This window comes from Streptomyces sp. bgisy027 (assembly GCF_057710365.1).
Map to the genome: position 1 here is coordinate 249,077 of NZ_JBYIVZ010000005.1, position 16,726 is coordinate 265,802.

Here is a 16,726-nt window from a genome sequence, read left to right on the forward strand (position 1 = left end):
CACAACCCATGCCCCATTCAGCCCTTTTTCTTCCCGTTTCTTGGCGTTTGGAGCTAGATTCGCAATGAGTCATATTTTCATCTCCTTAGATCGTAGATGTACGGTCGTAGACACCGGATCCGCCCAGAACGGCTACAAGGGGTCACGCAATGGCAGATTTCTCCCGCCTTCCCGGACCGAACGCGGACCTGTGGGACTGGCAGCTGCTGGCTGCATGTCGCGGGGTGGACAGCTCGCTCTTCTTTCATCCGGAAGGCGAGCGCGGTGCGGCCCGGAGCGCTCGAGAGAACTCGGCCAAGGAGGTCTGCATGAGGTGCCCGGTGCGCGCGCAGTGCGCGGCGCACGCGCTGGCGGTACGCGAACCGTACGGCGTGTGGGGCGGCTTGACCGAGGACGAGCGCGAGGAACTCATGGGGCGGGCCCGCAACCGGCTGGTGTCGGCATCGACGACCAGCGGTGACGCCGGTCCGCCCACCTGAAGGAACGTTTCTGCAAATCAGGGCGCGCGCATGCGTGCCCTTCCTTCTGCCCGCTCGGACCACCGCCTCCGACCGGCGGGCCTCCGCCCCTGACCAGCGGGTCCCGCCGCTGACCAGCGGGTCCCCGCCGCTGACTAGCGCGCCGCGGCGCGCGCCAGCTGCTCCAGCGTCGCGGCGACGGCCGGCACCTGTGCCAGGTCACTCAGCGTGAGCGCGACGATCTCCCGCCGCACGGCCGGTTCCAGCGTCAGCATGCGCGCACCCCGCGGCCGTACGGAGTCCACGGCCAGCTGCGGCAGGACGGCCACGCCGAGGCCCGCGCCCACCAGGCCGACGACCGCCGGATAGTCGTCGGTGGCGAAGTCGATGCGGGGCGTGAAGCCGGCGCTCTCGCACACCTCGACCAGCTGACCCCGGCAGCGCGGACACCCTGCGATCCACGGCTCCGCCGCGAGCTCGCCGATGGAGACGGACCGCGCGCGTGCCAGCCGGTGCCGCTCCGGCACGAGACCGACGAGACGGTCCGTCAGCAGGGGACGTACGACGAGGTCGTCCCACTCCCCTTCCTGGGCCGCACCCTCGTAGCGGAAGGCGAGTGCCACATCGCAGTCGCCCTCGCGCAGCAGCTCGACGGACTTCGGGGGCTCGGCCTCCTCCAGGGAGACACGGGTGCCGGGGTGCGCGGCGCGCAGGGCGGCGAGGGCGGTCGGGACGAGGGTGGAGCTGCCGCTGGGGAAGGAGACGAGCCGTACCCGCCCGGCGCGCAGTCCGGCGATCGCGGCGACCTCCTCCTCCGCCGCGGTCAGTCCCGAGAGGATCCCGGCGGCGTGCCGCACCAGCGCCTCACCGGCCTGGGTCAGCCGCATCTCGCGCCCGCTGCGGACCAGCAGGGGTGTGCCGACGGACGACTCCAGGGCCTTCATCTGCTGGCTGACGGCGGGCTGGGTGCAGCCGAGCTCGCGCCCCGCCGCGGAGAAGGAGCCGGTGGCGGCGACGGCGCGCAGCACACGGAGATGACGGGCCTCGATCACCCCTTGAGCATAAGCGAACCTTGGATACGGCGCCGAATAACGCATGGACGCTTTGACCGCTGTCGCCTACCGTGCCTTCATGAAGCTTCTGTCTGTGAACCTGGGCCACCGGAAGTCCGTGCCCTACACCGATCACCCCGAGGGCGTGACCGGGATCGACAAGCAGCCGGTGGAGGGGCCGGTGCGAGTGGCGGCGCCCGGGCCCAAGGGGACCGGCGGCAGCGGTGTGGCCGGGGACCAGATCTGCAGCCTGCGTCACCACGGCGGCGACGACCAGGCCGTGTACGCCCTCGCGCGCGAGGACCTCGAAGACTGGGAGCGCGAGCTGGGGCGCCCGCTGGCGAACGGCGCCTTCGGCGAGAATCTCACGACCTCGGGCCTGGACGTGTCCGGGGCGCTGATCGGCGAGCGCTGGCGGATCGGGTCCGACGTGGTGCTGGAGGTCACGAGCGGCCGGATTCCCTGTCGCACCTTCCAGGGCCATGTGGGTGAGAAGCAGTGGGTGAAGCGGTTCATGGCGAAGGGTGCGCCGGGCGCGTATCTGCGGGTGATCGAGCCGGGTGAGATCCGGGCGGGCGACACCGTGGAGATCATTCACCGTCCGGATCATGATGTGACGGTTGCACTTCAGTTCCGCGCGGTGACGACGGACCGGAAGCTGCTGCCGCGACTGCTGGCCGCCGGCGAGGCACTGCACCCGGAGTCGCTGGAGGCGGCGCACAAGTACGTGGCGCAGCAGGGAGCTTGACGCACCGTCATCGACAACCCCGTGAACTCGCGCCCTTACGCCCGCCGACCGGCCCTCCCCATGGCCGTCTTCGCCAGGGCTTCACCGATCGGGGGGGCCTGTGCAGTAAACGGACGCACGGGCTCCGGGTCACTAATCTTGCGCCATGACAACGGCATTGATTACGGGATCGACCGCGGGTATCGGCGCCGCGTTCGCGCGGCGGCTGGCCTCCGACGGGCACGACCTCGTCCTGGTGGCCCGGGACACCAAGCGGCTGCGCGAGCAGGCCACCGAGTTGCACGACCGGCACGGCATCGAGGCCGAGGTGCTGACGGCCGACCTCGCCGAGGACACCGGCATCGAGGCGGTCACCGCCCGCCTCGGCGACCGCAGGAACCCCGTCGACCTGCTGATCAACAACGCCGGTTTCGGCAACAAGGGCCGCTACCTCGACGTCTCCATGGCCGACGAGCTGAAGATGCTCAAGGTGCACTGCGAGGCGGTACTGCGCCTGACGTCGGCGGCGACGGAGGCGATGCGGGAACGCGGGCGCGGGGGCGTCGTCAACGTCGCGTCGGTCGCCGCCTTCGTACCGCGCGGGACGTACGGCGCGTCCAAGGCGTGGGTCGTGCAGTTCACGCAGGGGGTGGCGCGGGACCTGGCCGGGAGCGGGGTGCGGCTGATGGCGCTGTGCCCCGGATTCGTGCGCACGGAATTCCATGAACGGGCCGGAATGGGGACGGACAACATTCCGGGGTGGATGTGGCTGGACGCGGACAAACTGGTGGCGGCGGCGCTGGGGGATCTGGCGCGGGGGAAGTCCCTGTCCATTCCGGATCCCCGGTACAAGGCGTTGATGGGGGCGGCGAAGCTGGTGCCTCGGGGGATGCTGGGCGGGATCAGTTCACGCACTGGGCGGAAGTACGGGCCGCAGTAGGCGAATCGGCCGGCAATTCGTCCGTGCAGGCCGCTGCCGCCCGCTCCCGTGCGGTCGGCCCGGCCCGCGGGAACGTGGGCAGGGCCTGCGTCCACTCGCCGTGGTGCAGGGCGAGCAGGTGCCGGCGGCCGGCCTCGTCCCGACCGGTGTGTTCCGTCAGGTCGAGGCACCCCTCCACGGCCCGGTCGCTGCCGGGATCGATACATCGGGGCCCGCACCCCGGCGCGACGCCCCCTCTCGCCCTCGGCCAGGAAGATTGCACCGGCCCGGAACCGTCCCCGCAAAGGCGGTCAGCTCCGCCAACTCACGCTCCCGGCCGGTGAGTTCGCGCGGGGCGATCCCCCGCGCCTGCTCCTGGTACGCCGAACGCGGGGGAAGCGCGACCACGATCCGGTGCTGATCGTCCGTGACCGCCACCCCGATGCCGCCGCCCGCCGCGACGGACCGTTGTCCCCACGCTCGCAGGCCGTCATCATGCCGAGCCCGACAGGCACAGCCCCCCGTCCGCGAGGACAATGGAGACGTCCAGCCCCGCCCAGCCCCACCGGGAGGCGACGACGTCATGACCTTCGTGCAGTTGATCGATTGCAAGACCAGTCGGTTCGACGAGATGAACCGGCTGATGGACAGGTGGGTCGAGCAGACCAAGGGAAAGCGGACGGCGACGCACGACGTCATCGGGAAGGACCGCTCCGACTCGGGGCACTTCGTCGAGATCGTGGAGTTCGCCTCGTACGAGGACGCGATGCGGAACTCGAATCTTCCCGAGACCGATCGGATCTTTCAGGAGATGGTCGCGCTCTGCGACGAGACGCCGACGTTCACCGATCTCGACGTCGTGCGGGACGAGCAGCTGAATTGCCTGGCCGCGCGGGGTTTCTTCGAGGACATGGGGAGGATGGCGCCGGAGGACATCGGGGACCATCTCACCGAGGACTACGTCGACAACGACCCGTCGTATCCCGAGCCCGTGCGCGGTGTGGAGGGAGTGCGGCAGCAGTACGCCGGGTGGCGTGCCGCCTTCGACTTCGCCTTCCGGATCGACGACCAGATGGCCCAGGACGACCAGGTGTGCACCCGCTGGACGTGGAGCGCCCGGCACAACGGCGAGTTCCTGGGGATCGCGGCGACCGGGCAGGACGTGACCATGCGGGGCATGACCTGGCAGCGGTTCCGGGACGGCAGGATCTGCGAGAGCCACTGGATGTACGACCGGGCCGGGCTGCTGGAGCAGCTGGGGGTACTCGGCCGGTAGGACCCACGAGCCCGCGAAGGGGAAAGCCCCGGTTCCGCGCCTGCGCGCGGGACCGGGGCTCTCTGCGAGCGGCTGGGCTCAGTGGGCGTGCCCGTGGCCGTGGCCACCGGCCGCCGCCGGCTCCTCCTCTTCCTTCTTCTCGACGACCAGGGTCTCGGTCGTGAGGAGCAGGGAGGCGATGGAGGCGGCGTTCTCCAGGGCGGAGCGGGTCACCTTGACCGGGTCGATGACACCGGCCTTGACCAGGTCGCCGTACTCGCCGGTCGCGGCGTTGTAGCCGTTGCCCTTCTCGAGCTCGGCCACCTTGGAGACGATGACGTAGCCCTCGAGGCCGGCGTTCTCGGCGATCCAGCGCAGCGGCTCGACGGCGGCCTTGCGGACCACGGAGACACCGGTGGCCTCGTCGCCGGTCTTGTCGAGGTTGCCCTCGAGGACCTTGACGGCGTGGACCAGCGCGGAGCCACCACCGGAGACGATGCCCTCCTCGACCGCGGCGCGGGTCGCGGAGATGGCGTCCTCCAGACGGTGCTTCTTCTCCTTCAGCTCCACCTCGGTGGCGGCGCCGACCTTGATCACGCACACGCCGCCGGCGAGCTTCGCGAGGCGCTCCTGGAGCTTCTCGCGGTCCCAGTCGGAGTCGGTGTTCTCGATCTCGGACTTGATCTGGGCGACGCGGCCCTGCACGTCCTCGGACTTGCCGGCGCCATCGACGATCGTGGTGTCGTCCTTGGTGACGGTGATGCGGCGGGCGGAGCCCAGCACGTCCAGGCCGACCTGGTCGAGCTTGAGGCCGACCTCCTCGGAGATGACCGTGGCACCGGTGAGGGTCGCCATGTCCTGGAGCATCGCCTTGCGGCGGTCACCGAAGCCGGGGGCCTTGACCGCGACCGCGTTGAAGGTGCCGCGGATCTTGTTGACGACCAGGGTCGACAGGGCCTCGCCGTCGACGTCCTCGGCGATGATCAGCAGCGGCTTGGAGGCACCGGCCTGGATGACCTTCTCCAGCAGCGGCAGCAGGTCCGCGATGGAGGAGATCTTGCCCTGGTTGATGAGGATGTAGGGGTCCTCCAGGACGGCCTCCATGCGCTCCTGGTCCGTCACGAAGTACGGCGACAGGTAGCCCTTGTCGAAGGCCATGCCCTCGGTGAAGTCCAGCTCCAGACCGAAGGTGTTGGACTCCTCGACGGTGATGACACCGTCCTTGCCGACCTTGTCCATCGCCTCGGCGATGAGCTCGCCGACCTGCTGGTCCTGGGCGGACAGCGCGGCGACCGCGGCGATGTCGGACTTCTCCTCGATCGGGCGGGCCGAGGCGAGGAGGTCCTCGGAGACGGCGGCCACGGCCGCGTCGATGCCCTTCTTGAGCGCGGCCGGGGAGGCACCCGCGGCGACGTTCTTCAGGCCCTCGCGGACCAGCGCCTGGGCCAGCACGGTGGCGGTGGTGGTGCCGTCACCCGCGATGTCGTTGGTCTTGGTCGCCACCTCCTTCACCAGCTGGGCGCCGAGGTTCTCGTACGGGTCCTCGACCTCGACCTCACGGGCGATCGTGACACCGTCGTTGGTGATGGTGGGCGCGCCGAACTTCTTGTCGATGACGACGTTGCGGCCCTTGGGGCCGATCGTCACCTTGACCGTGTCGGCCAGCTTGTTGACGCCGCGCTCGAGGGCGCGACGGGCGTCCTCGTCGAACTTCAGGATCTTCGCCATGACAGCGGGAGCCCTCTCGAAATCTGTGGGTTTCTCAAAAAGACACTGCGCCCCGGGCGCCCGGCTTCTTTAAGTGGTCGCGGGGGCCAGGGGCGCAGCTGGAAAAACTCTGAGGTGGTGCTTACTTCTCGATGATCGCGAGCACGTCGCGAGCCGAGAGGACGAGGTACTCCTCGCCGTTGTACTTCACCTCGGTGCCGCCGTACTTGCTGTACAGCACGATGTCGCCGGTCTTGACGTCGAGCGGCAGGCGCTCGCCGTTCTCGAAGCGGCCCGGGCCCACGGCCAGGACGACGCCCTCCTGGGGCTTCTCCTTGGCGGTGTCCGGGATGACCAGGCCAGAGGCGGTGGTCTGCTCGGCGTCGAGCGGCTGGACCACGATGCGGTCCTCAAGCGGCTTGATGGCAACCTTGGAGCTGGTGGTCGTCACGATCCGACCTCCCCCTTCGGAGATCTCACGGGGTTAACTGTCTGAGGTGGCGACCAGGTGGATCCGTCGTCGCGGGTGCCGGACCTGCCCGTCGCGTAGTTGGCACTCTCCAGTGGGGAGTGCCAGACCCGAGCCTATGACCGTGATTAGCACTCGGTCAAGCGGACTGCTAATTCACGACGGCGCGGCGCATCACGGCGGTGCCGCTACAGGTAGTCCTCCAGCCGCCCCACCGTGAGTCCCCGCCGCTGGATCTCCCGCAGCAGCCGGGTCGTCCGCTCCCGCAGACTCAGCCCGGCGGGCTCACCCGAAGGGACGGACACGATGTCCCCGGCGCGCAGCCGGGCGGGCCCCTCGGCGTACGTCAGTCCGCCGTCACCCTCCATCGCCGCCCGCCACAGCACGACCGCCGTGACACCGCAGTGCGCGGCGGCGCGGAGCGTGGTGGTGTCGTAGGTGCCGTAGGGCGGACGGAAGAGGCGGGGGCGGATGCCGAAGCGGGCGCGGAGCTTGTTCTGCTGGCCGCAGATCTCGGCGCGCTGCCCCGCGTACGGCAGACCGCCCAGGGCGGCGTGGTCGAGGGTGTGGTTCTGGATCGACGCGCCCACCGAGCGCAGCCGGGCGAAGTGGCCGTAGCCCGGGCCGACCACGCTGTCCGTGAGGAACATGCTGACGGGCAGCCGCAGCTCACGGACCATGTCGACGAAGCGCGGGTCCTTCTCGGCGCCGTCGTCGTAGGTGAGGAAGACGACCCGGTCGCGGGTGGGGACGTGGTGCACGACGGGCAGCCGGTCGCCGGCCGGGTGCGGTGTCCTGCGGGCGGGCGGGGCCGGCGGTGCGGGCAGCGGGGCGGTCAGGCCCCAGCGGCGGTACGGCTGGTGCGTGTGCGTGGGGTTCTTCGCCGAGCGCGCCGACCGCTCGGCCGGCCCTCCGCGGGGGTCGGCCGGACCGGCCGGCTGCGTACAGCCCGCGAGCAGGGCGGACGCCAGGACCACTGCCGCGAGGGCCCGCGCCCCCGGCGTCCGCGCCGATCTCACAGGTAGTCCTCCAGCCGTGCCACCGCGTACCCCTCGGCCGTCACCTTGTTCAGGAACCGGCGGATCATGTCGGGCATTGTGCCCTTCCAGTCCTCCCGGCCCCGGAAATGACTGAGCACGATGTCACCCGGTCGGATCTTCCGGTCCCACTCGCGGTAGTCCCAGTGATCGACGAAGACCTCCTCGTTCCAGAGCGGGACGTACTCGATGCCGCAGGACTTCGCGGCGCGCAGGCTGTTGCGGTCGTAGTTGCCGAAGGGCGGGCGGAAGAGCAGCGGGCGCTTGCCGTAGCGCTCCTCGATGACGTCCTGCATGCCGCAGATCTCGCGCTGCTGGCGGCGGTAGGACAGGGCCGGGAGGTAGGGGTGGTGCAGCGTGTGGTTGTTCAGGACCACGCCGCTGCGCTGCATCCGCCTGAAGTAGCCGTAGTCCTCCTTGATCAGGTAGTTGCTGAGGAAGGCGGTGTAGGGCACCTGGAGGTCGTCCATCATCCGCAGGAAGGTCGGGTCCTTCTCGGCGCCGTCGTCGATGGTGAGGAAGACGACCCGCTGCTTGGTCGGGACGGTCGTGAAGACCGGCGGGAGCCCGAGTTCCTCGTGCCCGTCGACCTCGAAGCCGTCGCGGGTGGTGATCTCCGGCTTCTTCGCCGGAGGTGGCGGGGGCGTGAGCGGGACGCTGTCCAGGCGCCAGCGCCGGGCGGCGGCGATACGGGCGGTGCGGGCCCGATGGGCCGACTGGAACTTCTTGGCCTGCGAGTTCACGGTGGCGGCCGGGGAGGGCGTCTTGAGCGGCTGCCGGCTCGGCAGGGCGCCCGCGGCCTCGGAGCCGCCTCCCGGGCCGGATGCGTCCGTCGGCCCCGACGCGCCTCCCGCCCCGGGCAGGGCTCCGGTCCCGGGGCCGCCGGGCTGGGCACAGCCGGAGGCGACGGCGGCCGCGACGAGCACGGCCATGACGCCGTGGACGCGCGCACGCCGGGCCGTCCGCTGACGGTGTCCTACGGGGACCGCCCCATTTCCGAGGCTTTTGTCATTTTGTACTACTAGTCGCATGGAGCCGGATCCTGGCAGGCTCCCGCCCCGAACCCGGCCCGACACCGCGGCAGTCGACGGACCATCCACCGACTGGCCCACACACACGGGCGGCCGGTGGTGAGCAGGCCGTACGCCGTCCGCGCCGCACCTGGCCGACAATGTCCCGGTGAACGACCACCTCGCCTCCCTCTCCCTGCTCCTCACCCCCGAGGGCCGCGCCCTCCTCGACGTCGTCCGTGACACCGACCCCGCCGACGAACTCGCCGTCGCCACCCGGCTGCGCCGCGAGCACCCCGCCGAGCTGGTGTCGGCGGCCCTCGGGCAGGCGCGGCTGCGGCAGCGGGCGGTGGCGAAGTTCGGGGCGGCGGACGCGGGGCGGATGTTCTTCACGCCGAACGGGGTCGAGCAGTCGACCCGGGCGAGTGTGGCGGCATACCGGGCGGAGCGGATGCGGGAGCTGGGCATCGGCTCGGTCGCCGACCTGTGCTGCGGGATCGGCGGCGACGCCGTCGCGCTGGCGCGGGCCGGGATCCGGGTGCTGGCGGTGGACCGGGATCCGGCTACGGCGGCGGCGGCGCGGGCGAACGCCGAGGGCCTCGGGCTCGCCGGCCTGGTCGAGGTGCGGGAGGCGGACGTCACCGAGGTGGACACCAGCGGCTACGACGCCGTGTTCGTCGACCCGGCCCGGCGGGGTGGTCGCGGCCGGATCTTCGACCCCGAGGCGTACTCGCCGCCGCTGTCCTGGGCCGTCGAGGCGGCACGCAAGGCACCGCACGCCGCCCTGAAGATCGCGCCCGGCATCCCTCACGAGGCGGTCCCCGACGACGCCGAGGCCGAGTGGATCTCGGACGGCGGGGACGTGAAGGAGGCGGTGCTGTGGTTCGGCACCGCTCCCGGGGCGATCCGCGCCACCCTGCTGCCGGGCCCGCGCCCGCTGCTCTCCCGCGGCCTGCCCGACCCCGAGGTCCGGCCCGTCGGCCGGTACCTGTACGAGCCCGACGGCGCCGTCATCCGCGCCCATCTGGTCGCCGAGGTCGCCGACGACCTGGACGGCGGGCTGATCGACCCCACCATCGCCTACATCACGGCGGACGCACACCACGTGACCCCGTACGCGACGACGTACGAGATCACCGACCGGCTCCCCTTCAACGTCAAGAAGTTGAAGGCGCTGCTGCGGGAGCGCGAGGTGGGTGTCCTGACCGTCAAGAAGCGCGGCTCCGCCGTCGAGCCGGAGGAGCTGCGCAAGAAGGTCAAGCCGCAGGGGCCGAACGCGGCGACGGTGTTCCTGACCCGGGTGGCCGGGGCGCCGACGATGCTGGTCGGGCGGCCCGCGTAGTCACGCCCCGGCGTCCGCCGCCCGTCTGAGCAGCATCTCCCGCTCCGGCGCGTTCCGGGTCAGCGTCGCCGCGCGCTCGAACTCCGCCCGTGCCTCCGCCGTACGGCCCAGGCGCTGGAGCAGGTCGCCGCGGACGCTGGGCAGCAAGTGGTAGTCGCGCAGCGCCGGTTCGGCGGCGAGGGAGTCGACGATCTCCAGGGCGGGGGCCGGGCCCTCGGCCATGGACACGGCGACCGCGCGGTTCAACTCGACCACCGGGGAGGGCATTCGGGCGGCGAGCAGACCGTAGAGGGTGGCGATGGTCTTCCAGTCGGTCTCGTCGTAGGTGTACGCGTGCGCGTGGCACGCGGCGATGGCGGCCTGGAGGGCGTACGGGCCGGGGGCGCCGGTGGCAGTGGCGTCGGCGCGGGACAGGGCCATGATGCCGCGGGCGATGAGCATGCGGTTCCAGCGGCCGCGGTTCTGGTCCTTCAGCAGGACCGGCTCGCCGGACGGGCCGGTGCGGGCCGCCGCGCGGGACGCCTGGAACTCCAGGAGGGACGTCAGGGCGTGCACCTCCGGCTCCTTCGGCATCAGCCCCGACAGCACGCGGGCCAGCCGCAGCGCGTCCTCGCACAGGCCCGGGCGCAGCCAGTCGTCGCCGGCCGTGGCGGCGTACCCCTCGTTGAAGATCAGGTAGATGACTTCGAGGACCGAGCCGAGGCGGGCCTCGCGGTCGGGGCCGTAGGGGACCTCGAAGGCGACGTTCTTCGTGGCGAGCGTGCGCTTGGCGCGGACGATGCGCTGGGCGACCGTCGGCTCCGGGACCAGGAAGGCCCGGGCGATCTCCGGGGTGGTCAGACCGCCGAGCAGGCGCAGGGTGAGGGCGATGCGGGCCTGGGGCGACAGCACCGGATGACAGGTGGTGAAGACCAGGCGCAGCAGGTCGTCGTCGATGTCGTCGGGGTCGGGGGGCTCCTCGGGGGGTGCCGTCGTCTCCAGGTCGCGGCCGATCTCGGCGAGCTTGCGGGCGTAGTTCTCGCGGCGGCGGATCAGGTCGACGGCGCGGTGCCTGGCGGCGGCCATGAGCCAGGCGCCGGGGTTGTCCGGCACACCGTCGCGCGGCCACTGCTCCAGCGCGGCGACCAGCGCGTCCTGCGCGAGCTCCTCCGCGATGCCGACGTCGCGGACCAGCCGGGTGACGGCCGCGATGACCCGCGGGGACTCGATACGGAAGACGGTCTCGACGGTCGCGGCCGTGCCGGCGGCGGCACTGCCGGTCTCGGCGGTGCCGGTCTCGGCGGTGCCGGTCTCGGCACTGCCGGTCTCGGCGGTGCCGCGATCGCTGTCCGCGGCGGCGCGGCCGGTGTCTGCGGTGGGCCGGGGCTGTGGTTCCACAGCCCACCATCAGACACCCGTACGGTCACGGAGCCAAGGAACCGGATCAGCCCTCGGCGATCTCCCGCACCTCGCAGGTCACCGTCCACTCCTCGCCGTGCACCTTGACGAACCGCTTGGTCCACTCCAGGGCCTCGGCCATGTCCTTGCACTGCATGAGCGCGTAGCCGCCGATGACCTCCTTGGACTCGGTGAAGGGCCCGTCGGTGACGGAGATGCTGCCGCCCTCCCAGTGCACGCGGCTGCCCTGCGCGGACGGCGTCAGTCCGGCCGTGTCGAGCATGACGCCGGCCTTGGTGACCTCTTCCAGCAGCTCGCCCATCCGCTGCATCAGCTCGGGGCTCGGGCCCTCGGCGGGGGCGGTGGACTCGTCGATCTTCACGAGCGACAGGTAGCGGGGCATGGTGGCTCCTCGGGTGCGGGGGCCGGGTCCTTCCCGGCCTCTCACCCCTGCGTCGAACGGCAAAGGGCCCGATCGACACGCTCCCCGGATTTCTTCGGAGATTCTTTTCTCACCGCAGGGACTTCCACAGCTCTTTCGCCTCCGGCTCCTCGGCCACCACCCGGTTGTGGTCCGACGGCGCCGGTACGACCGGCATCATGACCGTCCGCACCGCGTCCGAGGTCAGGCCGCTCAGGCTGCGGCCGAGGCTCACCAGCTCGGTCAGGGAGTCCAGGCCGGTGTCGGTGGTCAGGCCGGCCGTCACCGCGTCGGCGACCCGGTAGAGCCTGGTGGGGTCGGTGAGCAGGGACGTGGCGGACATCTGGTCCAGGAGGGCCTTCACCAGGGTCTGCTGGAGGCCGATGCGGCCGAGGTCGCTGCCGTCGCCTATGCCGTGCCGGGTGCGGGCGAGGGCGAGGGCCTGCTCGCCGTCCAGGTGGTGCGTGCCCGCCTCCAGGGTCAGATGGCTGTCCTCGTCGTCGATGTCCCCGTCCGTCGTGACGGTGACGCCGCCCAGCGCGTCCACCAGCTTCGCGAAGCCGGAGAAGTCGATCTCGATGTAGTGGTCCATGCGGATGTCCGTGAGCGACTCGACGGTCTTGACCGCGCAGACGGGGCCGCCGATCGCGTACGCGCTGTTGAACATGGAGTTGTACGCCACCTCGGTCGACCCGCCCGACGGCAGCGGGCAGGACGGCCGGGTGACCAGGGTGTCGCGCGGGATGCTGACGACCGTCGCCTCCGTGCGGCCGGCGTCGATGTGCACGACCATCGCGGTGTCGGAGCGGGCGCCGGTGCTGCTGCCGCCGCCGAGTTCCCGGTTCTCCTCGCCGCTGCGCGAGTCCGAGCCGAGGACCAGGATGTTCAACGAGCCCGTGGGCAGCGGGGACTCGGAGGCGGAGGGCGCCGGGGTCGTCATCGCCCTGGGCGGGCGGTTGTCGCCGAGCGCGCTGTCGATGTCGACGCTCTTGATGTTGTCGTTGAGGTGCCAGTAGACCCAGCCCGCCGCGGCGACGGCCAGGGTCAGGATGCCGGCGACGAAGAGGCCGACGGTCTTGAGCGCTGTCGACCGCCGGCCCGGGTGTCTGCCGTCGTCCTCGTCCGCTTCCCGTCCGTTCGCGCCAAGTCCCGTCATAGGCAGGAACGTACGTCCGAATTATTACGGGCGGGGATGCCAGACCGCCTTTTCTTCGGAAATTCTCAGACTTCCGGGCCGAACCGGCCTCGCTCCAGGTCCCGTTGGCACCGAACGCCACTGAACCACCGCCGGAAACCCGCCCGTTGTCGAAAGTTTCGACCAGGTAACCGACTGACTTCGGCGCGGGGTGCGGGCAGTGCGCACCACCCGCCCCTGGGCAACGGACCCCTACCGCCGCGCCGCCGGCGGCTCCCCCGTACTGCTGCGCACCACCAGGCTGGTCGCCAGCTCCACCCGCGTCGCCGGCGCCCCCTCCTCGCGCGCGAGGTCGAGCACCAGCTTCGCCGCCGCCTCGGCCATCTCCGTCAGCGGCTGCCGTACGGTCGTCAGCGGCGGCCCCACCCAGCGGGCGACCGGCAGATCGTCGAAGCCGACGACGCTGAGGTCCTCCGGGATGCGCAGCCCCAGCTCGCGCGCGGCCTCGTACAGCCCGAGCGCCTGCAGGTCGTTGCCGGCGAAGACGGCGGTCGGCCGGTCCGGGCGGCGCAGCAGCTCCAGGCCCTGCCGGTAGCCGGTCTCGTGGTGGAAGTCGCCGGGCCGGATCAGGTCCTGCTCGACCGGCAGCCCGGCCGTCTCCAGGGCTGCTCGGTAGCCGTCGAGGCGGGCCCGGCTGCACATCATCCGGGACGGCCCGGTGATCGCGCCGATCCTGCGGTGGCCGAGGTCGACGAGGTGCCGGGTGGCGGCCAGCCCGCCCTGCCAGTTGGTGGCGCCGATGGACGGCACGTCCGCGCCCGGGTCGCCCGCCGGGTCCATCACCACGAACGGGATCGAGCGGCTGGTGAGCAGGGCGCGCTGGGACTCGTCGAGGCCGGACAGCACGAGGACCACGCCGTGCGGGCGGCGGGCGGCGACCTGGTCGGCCCAGGTCCGGCCCGGGGTCAGCCGCCCGGCGCTCTCGCTCAGCACCACGCTCAGGCCGGCATCGCGGGCGACGTTCTCCACGCCCCGGATGACCTCCATCGCCCACGCGCTCTCCAGTTCGTGGAAGACCAGGTCGATCAGCGGCGAGCGGCTGGCCTCGGCCCGCCGGCGCCGGTAGCCGTGGGCGCGCAGCAGGTCCTCGACGCGGGTGCGGGTGGCCGGGGCGACGTCGGCGCGCCCGTTGAGGACCTTCGAAACAGTCGGCGCGGACACGCCCGCCTCACGGGCGATCTCGGCGAGCGTCGCGGTCTGCGCGGACCGGCCGCCCGTCGGTGCCGTGGTCGTGGTCGTCCGGGTTTCCGACGTTGTCGACCGGCTTTCCGACTCTGTCGTCCGGGTTTCAGCGGGCTCACGGGCTGTCATGGCGGCGATCGTATCCCTGCGCGACCTCTTGACGAACCCTTCTCACCGCACCTAGGTTCCGGAACATTCGAGGTGAATAACGAAACATTCGCGAGTGGGCCATCGCCCCGACAGGAGTTTCATGACCACCGCCCCCTGGCGCGACCCCGCCCTGTCCGCCGCCGCCCGCGTCGACGACCTCCTGTCCCGGATGACCCTTCAGGAGAAGACCGCCCAGCTCTACGGCGTCTGGGTGGGCGCCGCCACGGACGGCGACGGAGTCGCCCCGCACCAGCACGACATGGCCACCGACCGCACCGCCGACGAGTGGGACGAGCTGATCACGCACGGCCTCGGCCAGCTCACCCGTTCCTTCGGCACCGCGCCCGTGGACCCGGCGCTCGGGGCGCAGGCACTGGCCCGCGCCCAGCGCCGTATCGCCGGGGCGGGCCGCTTCGGCATCCCCGCGGTGGCCCACGAGGAGTGCCTGGCCGGCTTCACGGCCTGGCAGGCCACGGCGTACCCGGTCCCGCTCGCCTGGGGAGCCACCTTCGACCCCCCGCTCGTCGAGGAGATGGCCCGGCGCATCGGCCGGGACCTGCGCTCGGCCGGCGTCCACCAGGGCCTCGCGCCGGTCCTGGACGTCGTACGCGATCCCCGCTGGGGCCGGGTCGAGGAGACCATCGGCGAGGACCCGTACCTGACCGGCACGATCGGCACGGCCTACGTCCGGGGGCTGGAGTCGGCCGGCGTCATCGCGACACTCAAGCACTTCGCCGGGTACGCGTCGTCGGCGGGCGCACGCAATCTCGCGCCGGTGCGGGCGGGCGTGCGTGAACTCGCCGACGTCACCCTCCCTCCGTTCGAGATGGCGCTGCGCGAGGGCGGGGCGCGGTCGGTGATGGCGGCGTACAACGAAACGGACGGAGTGCCGGCGTCGGCGGACCCGGGGCTGCTGACCGAACTCCTGCGCTCGCAATGGGGCTTCACGGGCACGGTGGTCGCCGACTACTTCGGCATCGCCTTCCTTCAGACGCTGCACAGGGTGGCGGGCGGCCCTGCGGAGGCGGCGCACGCGGCGCTGGCGGCGGGCATCGACGTGGAGCTCCCGACCGTGAAGTGCTACGGAACGCCGCTCGTCGAAGCCGTCCTGGCGGGCGAGGTCCCGGAGGAACTGGTGGACCGGGCGGCGCGCAGGGTGCTGCTGCAGAAGTGCGAGCTGGGACTGCTGGACGAGGACTGGACGCCGGAGCCGGCGACGGCGCACATCGACCTGGACTCCCCCGAAAACCGGGCGCTGGCCCGCCGGGTGGCGGAGGAGTCGGTGGTGCTCCTGGACAACCCGGACGGCGTGCTGCCGCTGCCCCCGGACGCCCGCGTGGCGGTGGTGGGCCCCCGCGCGGCGGACGCCCTGGCCATGCTCGGCTGCTACTCCTTCCCGTCCCACGTCCTCACGCACCACCCCGAGGTGCCGATGGGCATCGGGATCCCGACGCTCCTGGAGGCCCTGCGCACCGAACTCCCCGACGCCAAGGTGACGTTCGCGGAGGGCTGCGGGGTCGCCGACCCCGACACGGCCGGCTTCGAGGAGGCGGTCGCACGGGCGTCGGAGGCGGACGTGTGCCTCGCGGTGCTGGGCGACCGGGCCGGGCTGTTCGGGCGGGGCACGTCCGGCGAGGGCTGCGACGTCACGGACCTGCGACTGCCCGGCGTACAGGCCGAGTTGCTGGACGCGCTGGTGGCGACCGGCGTCCCGGTGGTCCTGGTCCTCCTGACCGGCCGCCCCTACGCCCTGGGCCGCTGGGCGGGCCGCCTGGGAGCGGTCGTCCAGGCCTTCTTCCCGGGGGAGGAGGGCGGCCCGGCAGTGGCAGGAGCCCTGTCGGGCCGCGTGAACCCTTCGGGAAGGCTGCCGGTGAGCGTGCCACGGGACCCCGGGGGCCAGCCGTGGACCTACCTCCAGCCACCACTGGGCCTGGCGGGAGAGGTCAGCAACCTGGACCCGACACCGCAGTACGCCTTCGGGCACGGCCGCTCGTACACGTCGTTCACCTGGGAGGACTTCCGGGGCACGGCCTCGGAGATCCCCACCGACGGCACGTACGACCTCTCACTCACGGTCCGCAACACGGGAGACCGGGCGGGCGCGGACGTCGTCCAGCTGTACCTGCACGATCCGGTGGCATCGGTCACGCGCCCGGACGTCCGGCTGATCGGATACCAGCGGGTGGAGCTGGGGGCGGGCGAGGCCCGGCGGGTCACCTTCCGCTTCCACGCCGACCTGTCGTCGTTCACCGACCGCTCGGGGCGCCGGATCGTCGAACCGGGGGCCCTGGAGCTGCGGCTGGGGGCGTCGAGCGCGGAGGCACGGCACACGGCACGGCTCCAGCTCACTGGTTCTGTACGGGAGTTGGGGACGAACCGGCGGCTGCGGTGCGAGTCGGAGGTGTCGGCACCGGCGTGACAGTGC

General features: G+C 71.7%; 15 protein-coding genes. 6 read left to right on the forward strand and 9 right to left on the reverse strand.

Going from position 1 to position 16,726, the window contains the following annotated elements; translation table 11 throughout:
• The first annotated feature begins 149 nt into the window (after positions 1-149).
• Positions 150-479, forward strand: a complete 330-nt coding sequence (locus AC3ETA_RS07705; RefSeq protein ID WP_432192036.1) for a WhiB family transcriptional regulator — start codon at positions 150-152, stop codon at positions 477-479.
• 134 nt (positions 480-613) lie between these two features.
• Here AC3ETA_RS07705 and AC3ETA_RS07710 read toward each other — a convergent pair whose 3' ends face one another.
• Positions 614-1,510: a LysR family transcriptional regulator gene (locus tag AC3ETA_RS07710; RefSeq protein ID WP_432192037.1), complete on the reverse strand. Its 897-nt coding sequence runs from the start codon at positions 1,508-1,510 to the stop codon at positions 614-616.
• Between the two features lie 79 nt (positions 1,511-1,589).
• On the opposite strand from AC3ETA_RS07710, the gene AC3ETA_RS07715 reads away from it, so the two are divergent.
• The 3 genes from AC3ETA_RS07715 to AC3ETA_RS07725 all read left to right on the forward strand — a co-directional run bounded on the left by AC3ETA_RS07715 (position 1,590) and on the right by AC3ETA_RS07725 (position 4,432).
• The gene (locus tag AC3ETA_RS07715) at positions 1,590-2,258 is read left to right on the forward strand and encodes an MOSC domain-containing protein (protein WP_432192038.1); all 669 of its coding nucleotides are present in this window, start codon (positions 1,590-1,592) and stop codon (positions 2,256-2,258) included.
• A 145-nt stretch (positions 2,259-2,403) separates the two neighbouring features.
• Positions 2,404-3,177, forward strand: coding sequence for an SDR family NAD(P)-dependent oxidoreductase (locus AC3ETA_RS07720; protein ID WP_432192039.1), 774 nt, complete (start codon positions 2,404-2,406; stop codon positions 3,175-3,177).
• Between the two features lie 562 nt (positions 3,178-3,739).
• The gene (locus tag AC3ETA_RS07725; RefSeq protein ID WP_432192040.1) at positions 3,740-4,432 is read left to right on the forward strand and encodes an ester cyclase; all 693 of its coding nucleotides are present in this window, start codon (positions 3,740-3,742) and stop codon (positions 4,430-4,432) included.
• Positions 4,433-4,510: 78 nt separating this feature from the next.
• Here the strand turns inward: AC3ETA_RS07725 and groL are convergent, their stop codons facing one another.
• From groL to AC3ETA_RS07745, 4 genes are all read right to left on the reverse strand, one after another.
• Positions 4,511-6,139 (reverse strand): chaperonin GroEL, encoded by a 1,629-nt coding sequence (gene groL, locus AC3ETA_RS07730; protein ID WP_432192041.1) that lies wholly within the window; start codon positions 6,137-6,139, stop codon positions 4,511-4,513.
• Between the two features lie 121 nt (positions 6,140-6,260).
• Positions 6,261-6,569: a co-chaperone GroES gene (gene groES, locus AC3ETA_RS07735; protein ID WP_003998759.1), complete on the reverse strand. Its 309-nt coding sequence runs from the start codon at positions 6,567-6,569 to the stop codon at positions 6,261-6,263.
• Between the two features lie 206 nt (positions 6,570-6,775).
• A complete protein-coding gene (locus AC3ETA_RS07740) occupies positions 6,776-7,606 on the reverse strand; it encodes a polysaccharide deacetylase family protein (RefSeq protein WP_432192042.1) in 831 nt (276 codons plus the stop codon).
• Entirely contained in the window at positions 7,603-8,655 is a 1,053-nt protein-coding gene (locus AC3ETA_RS07745; RefSeq protein WP_432192043.1) for a polysaccharide deacetylase family protein, read from the reverse strand. Before AC3ETA_RS07745 ends, AC3ETA_RS07740 begins: the two co-directional genes overlap by 4 nt.
• A 148-nt stretch (positions 8,656-8,803) precedes the next feature.
• Between AC3ETA_RS07745 and AC3ETA_RS07750 the strand changes: the two genes are divergently transcribed.
• Complete coding sequence (locus AC3ETA_RS07750) at positions 8,804-9,976, forward strand: class I SAM-dependent methyltransferase (protein ID WP_432192044.1); 1,173 nt, start codon at positions 8,804-8,806, stop codon at positions 9,974-9,976.
• Here the strand turns inward: AC3ETA_RS07750 and AC3ETA_RS07755 are convergent, their stop codons facing one another.
• The 4 genes from AC3ETA_RS07755 to AC3ETA_RS07770 all read right to left on the reverse strand — a co-directional run bounded on the left by AC3ETA_RS07755 (position 9,977) and on the right by AC3ETA_RS07770 (position 14,280).
• Positions 9,977-11,185, reverse strand: coding sequence for an RNA polymerase sigma factor (locus AC3ETA_RS07755; RefSeq protein WP_432192089.1), 1,209 nt, complete (start codon positions 11,183-11,185; stop codon positions 9,977-9,979).
• Between the two features lie 214 nt (positions 11,186-11,399).
• Complete coding sequence (locus AC3ETA_RS07760; protein WP_432192045.1) at positions 11,400-11,756, reverse strand: YciI family protein; 357 nt, start codon at positions 11,754-11,756, stop codon at positions 11,400-11,402.
• Between the two features lie 109 nt (positions 11,757-11,865).
• Entirely contained in the window at positions 11,866-12,930 is a 1,065-nt protein-coding gene (locus AC3ETA_RS07765) for an LCP family protein (RefSeq protein ID WP_432192046.1), read from the reverse strand.
• 231 nt (positions 12,931-13,161) lie between these two features.
• Positions 13,162-14,280 (reverse strand): LacI family DNA-binding transcriptional regulator, encoded by a 1,119-nt coding sequence (locus tag AC3ETA_RS07770; RefSeq protein ID WP_432192047.1) that lies wholly within the window; start codon positions 14,278-14,280, stop codon positions 13,162-13,164.
• A gap of 121 nt (positions 14,281-14,401) precedes the next feature.
• Between AC3ETA_RS07770 and AC3ETA_RS07775 the strand changes: the two genes are divergently transcribed.
• The gene (locus tag AC3ETA_RS07775; RefSeq protein WP_432192048.1) at positions 14,402-16,720 is read left to right on the forward strand and encodes a beta-xylosidase/alpha-l-arabinosidase; all 2,319 of its coding nucleotides are present in this window, start codon (positions 14,402-14,404) and stop codon (positions 16,718-16,720) included.
• The last annotated feature ends 6 nt before the right edge of the window (positions 16,721-16,726 follow it).

Bases quoted from the DNA above. Each gene is read 5' to 3' on its own strand.
- AC3ETA_RS07720 (WP_432192039.1), top strand. From the start codon at position 2,404: ATGACAACGGCATTGATTACGGGATCGACCGCGGGTATCGGCGCCGCG.
- AC3ETA_RS07745 (WP_432192043.1), bottom strand. From the start codon at position 8,655: ATGCGACTAGTAGTACAAAATGACAAAAGCCTCGGAAATGGGGCGGTC.
- AC3ETA_RS07705 (WP_432192036.1), top strand. From the start codon at position 150: ATGGCAGATTTCTCCCGCCTTCCCGGACCGAACGCGGACCTGTGGGAC.
- AC3ETA_RS07770 (WP_432192047.1), bottom strand. From the start codon at position 14,280: ATGACAGCCCGTGAGCCCGCTGAAACCCGGACGACAGAGTCGGAAAGC.
- AC3ETA_RS07715 (WP_432192038.1), top strand. From the start codon at position 1,590: ATGAAGCTTCTGTCTGTGAACCTGGGCCACCGGAAGTCCGTGCCCTAC.
- AC3ETA_RS07725 (WP_432192040.1), top strand. From the start codon at position 3,740: ATGACCTTCGTGCAGTTGATCGATTGCAAGACCAGTCGGTTCGACGAG.
- AC3ETA_RS07760 (WP_432192045.1), bottom strand. From the start codon at position 11,756: ATGCCCCGCTACCTGTCGCTCGTGAAGATCGACGAGTCCACCGCCCCC.
- AC3ETA_RS07765 (WP_432192046.1), bottom strand. From the start codon at position 12,930: ATGACGGGACTTGGCGCGAACGGACGGGAAGCGGACGAGGACGACGGC.
- groL (WP_432192041.1), bottom strand. From the start codon at position 6,139: ATGGCGAAGATCCTGAAGTTCGACGAGGACGCCCGTCGCGCCCTCGAG.
- AC3ETA_RS07775 (WP_432192048.1), top strand. From the start codon at position 14,402: ATGACCACCGCCCCCTGGCGCGACCCCGCCCTGTCCGCCGCCGCCCGC.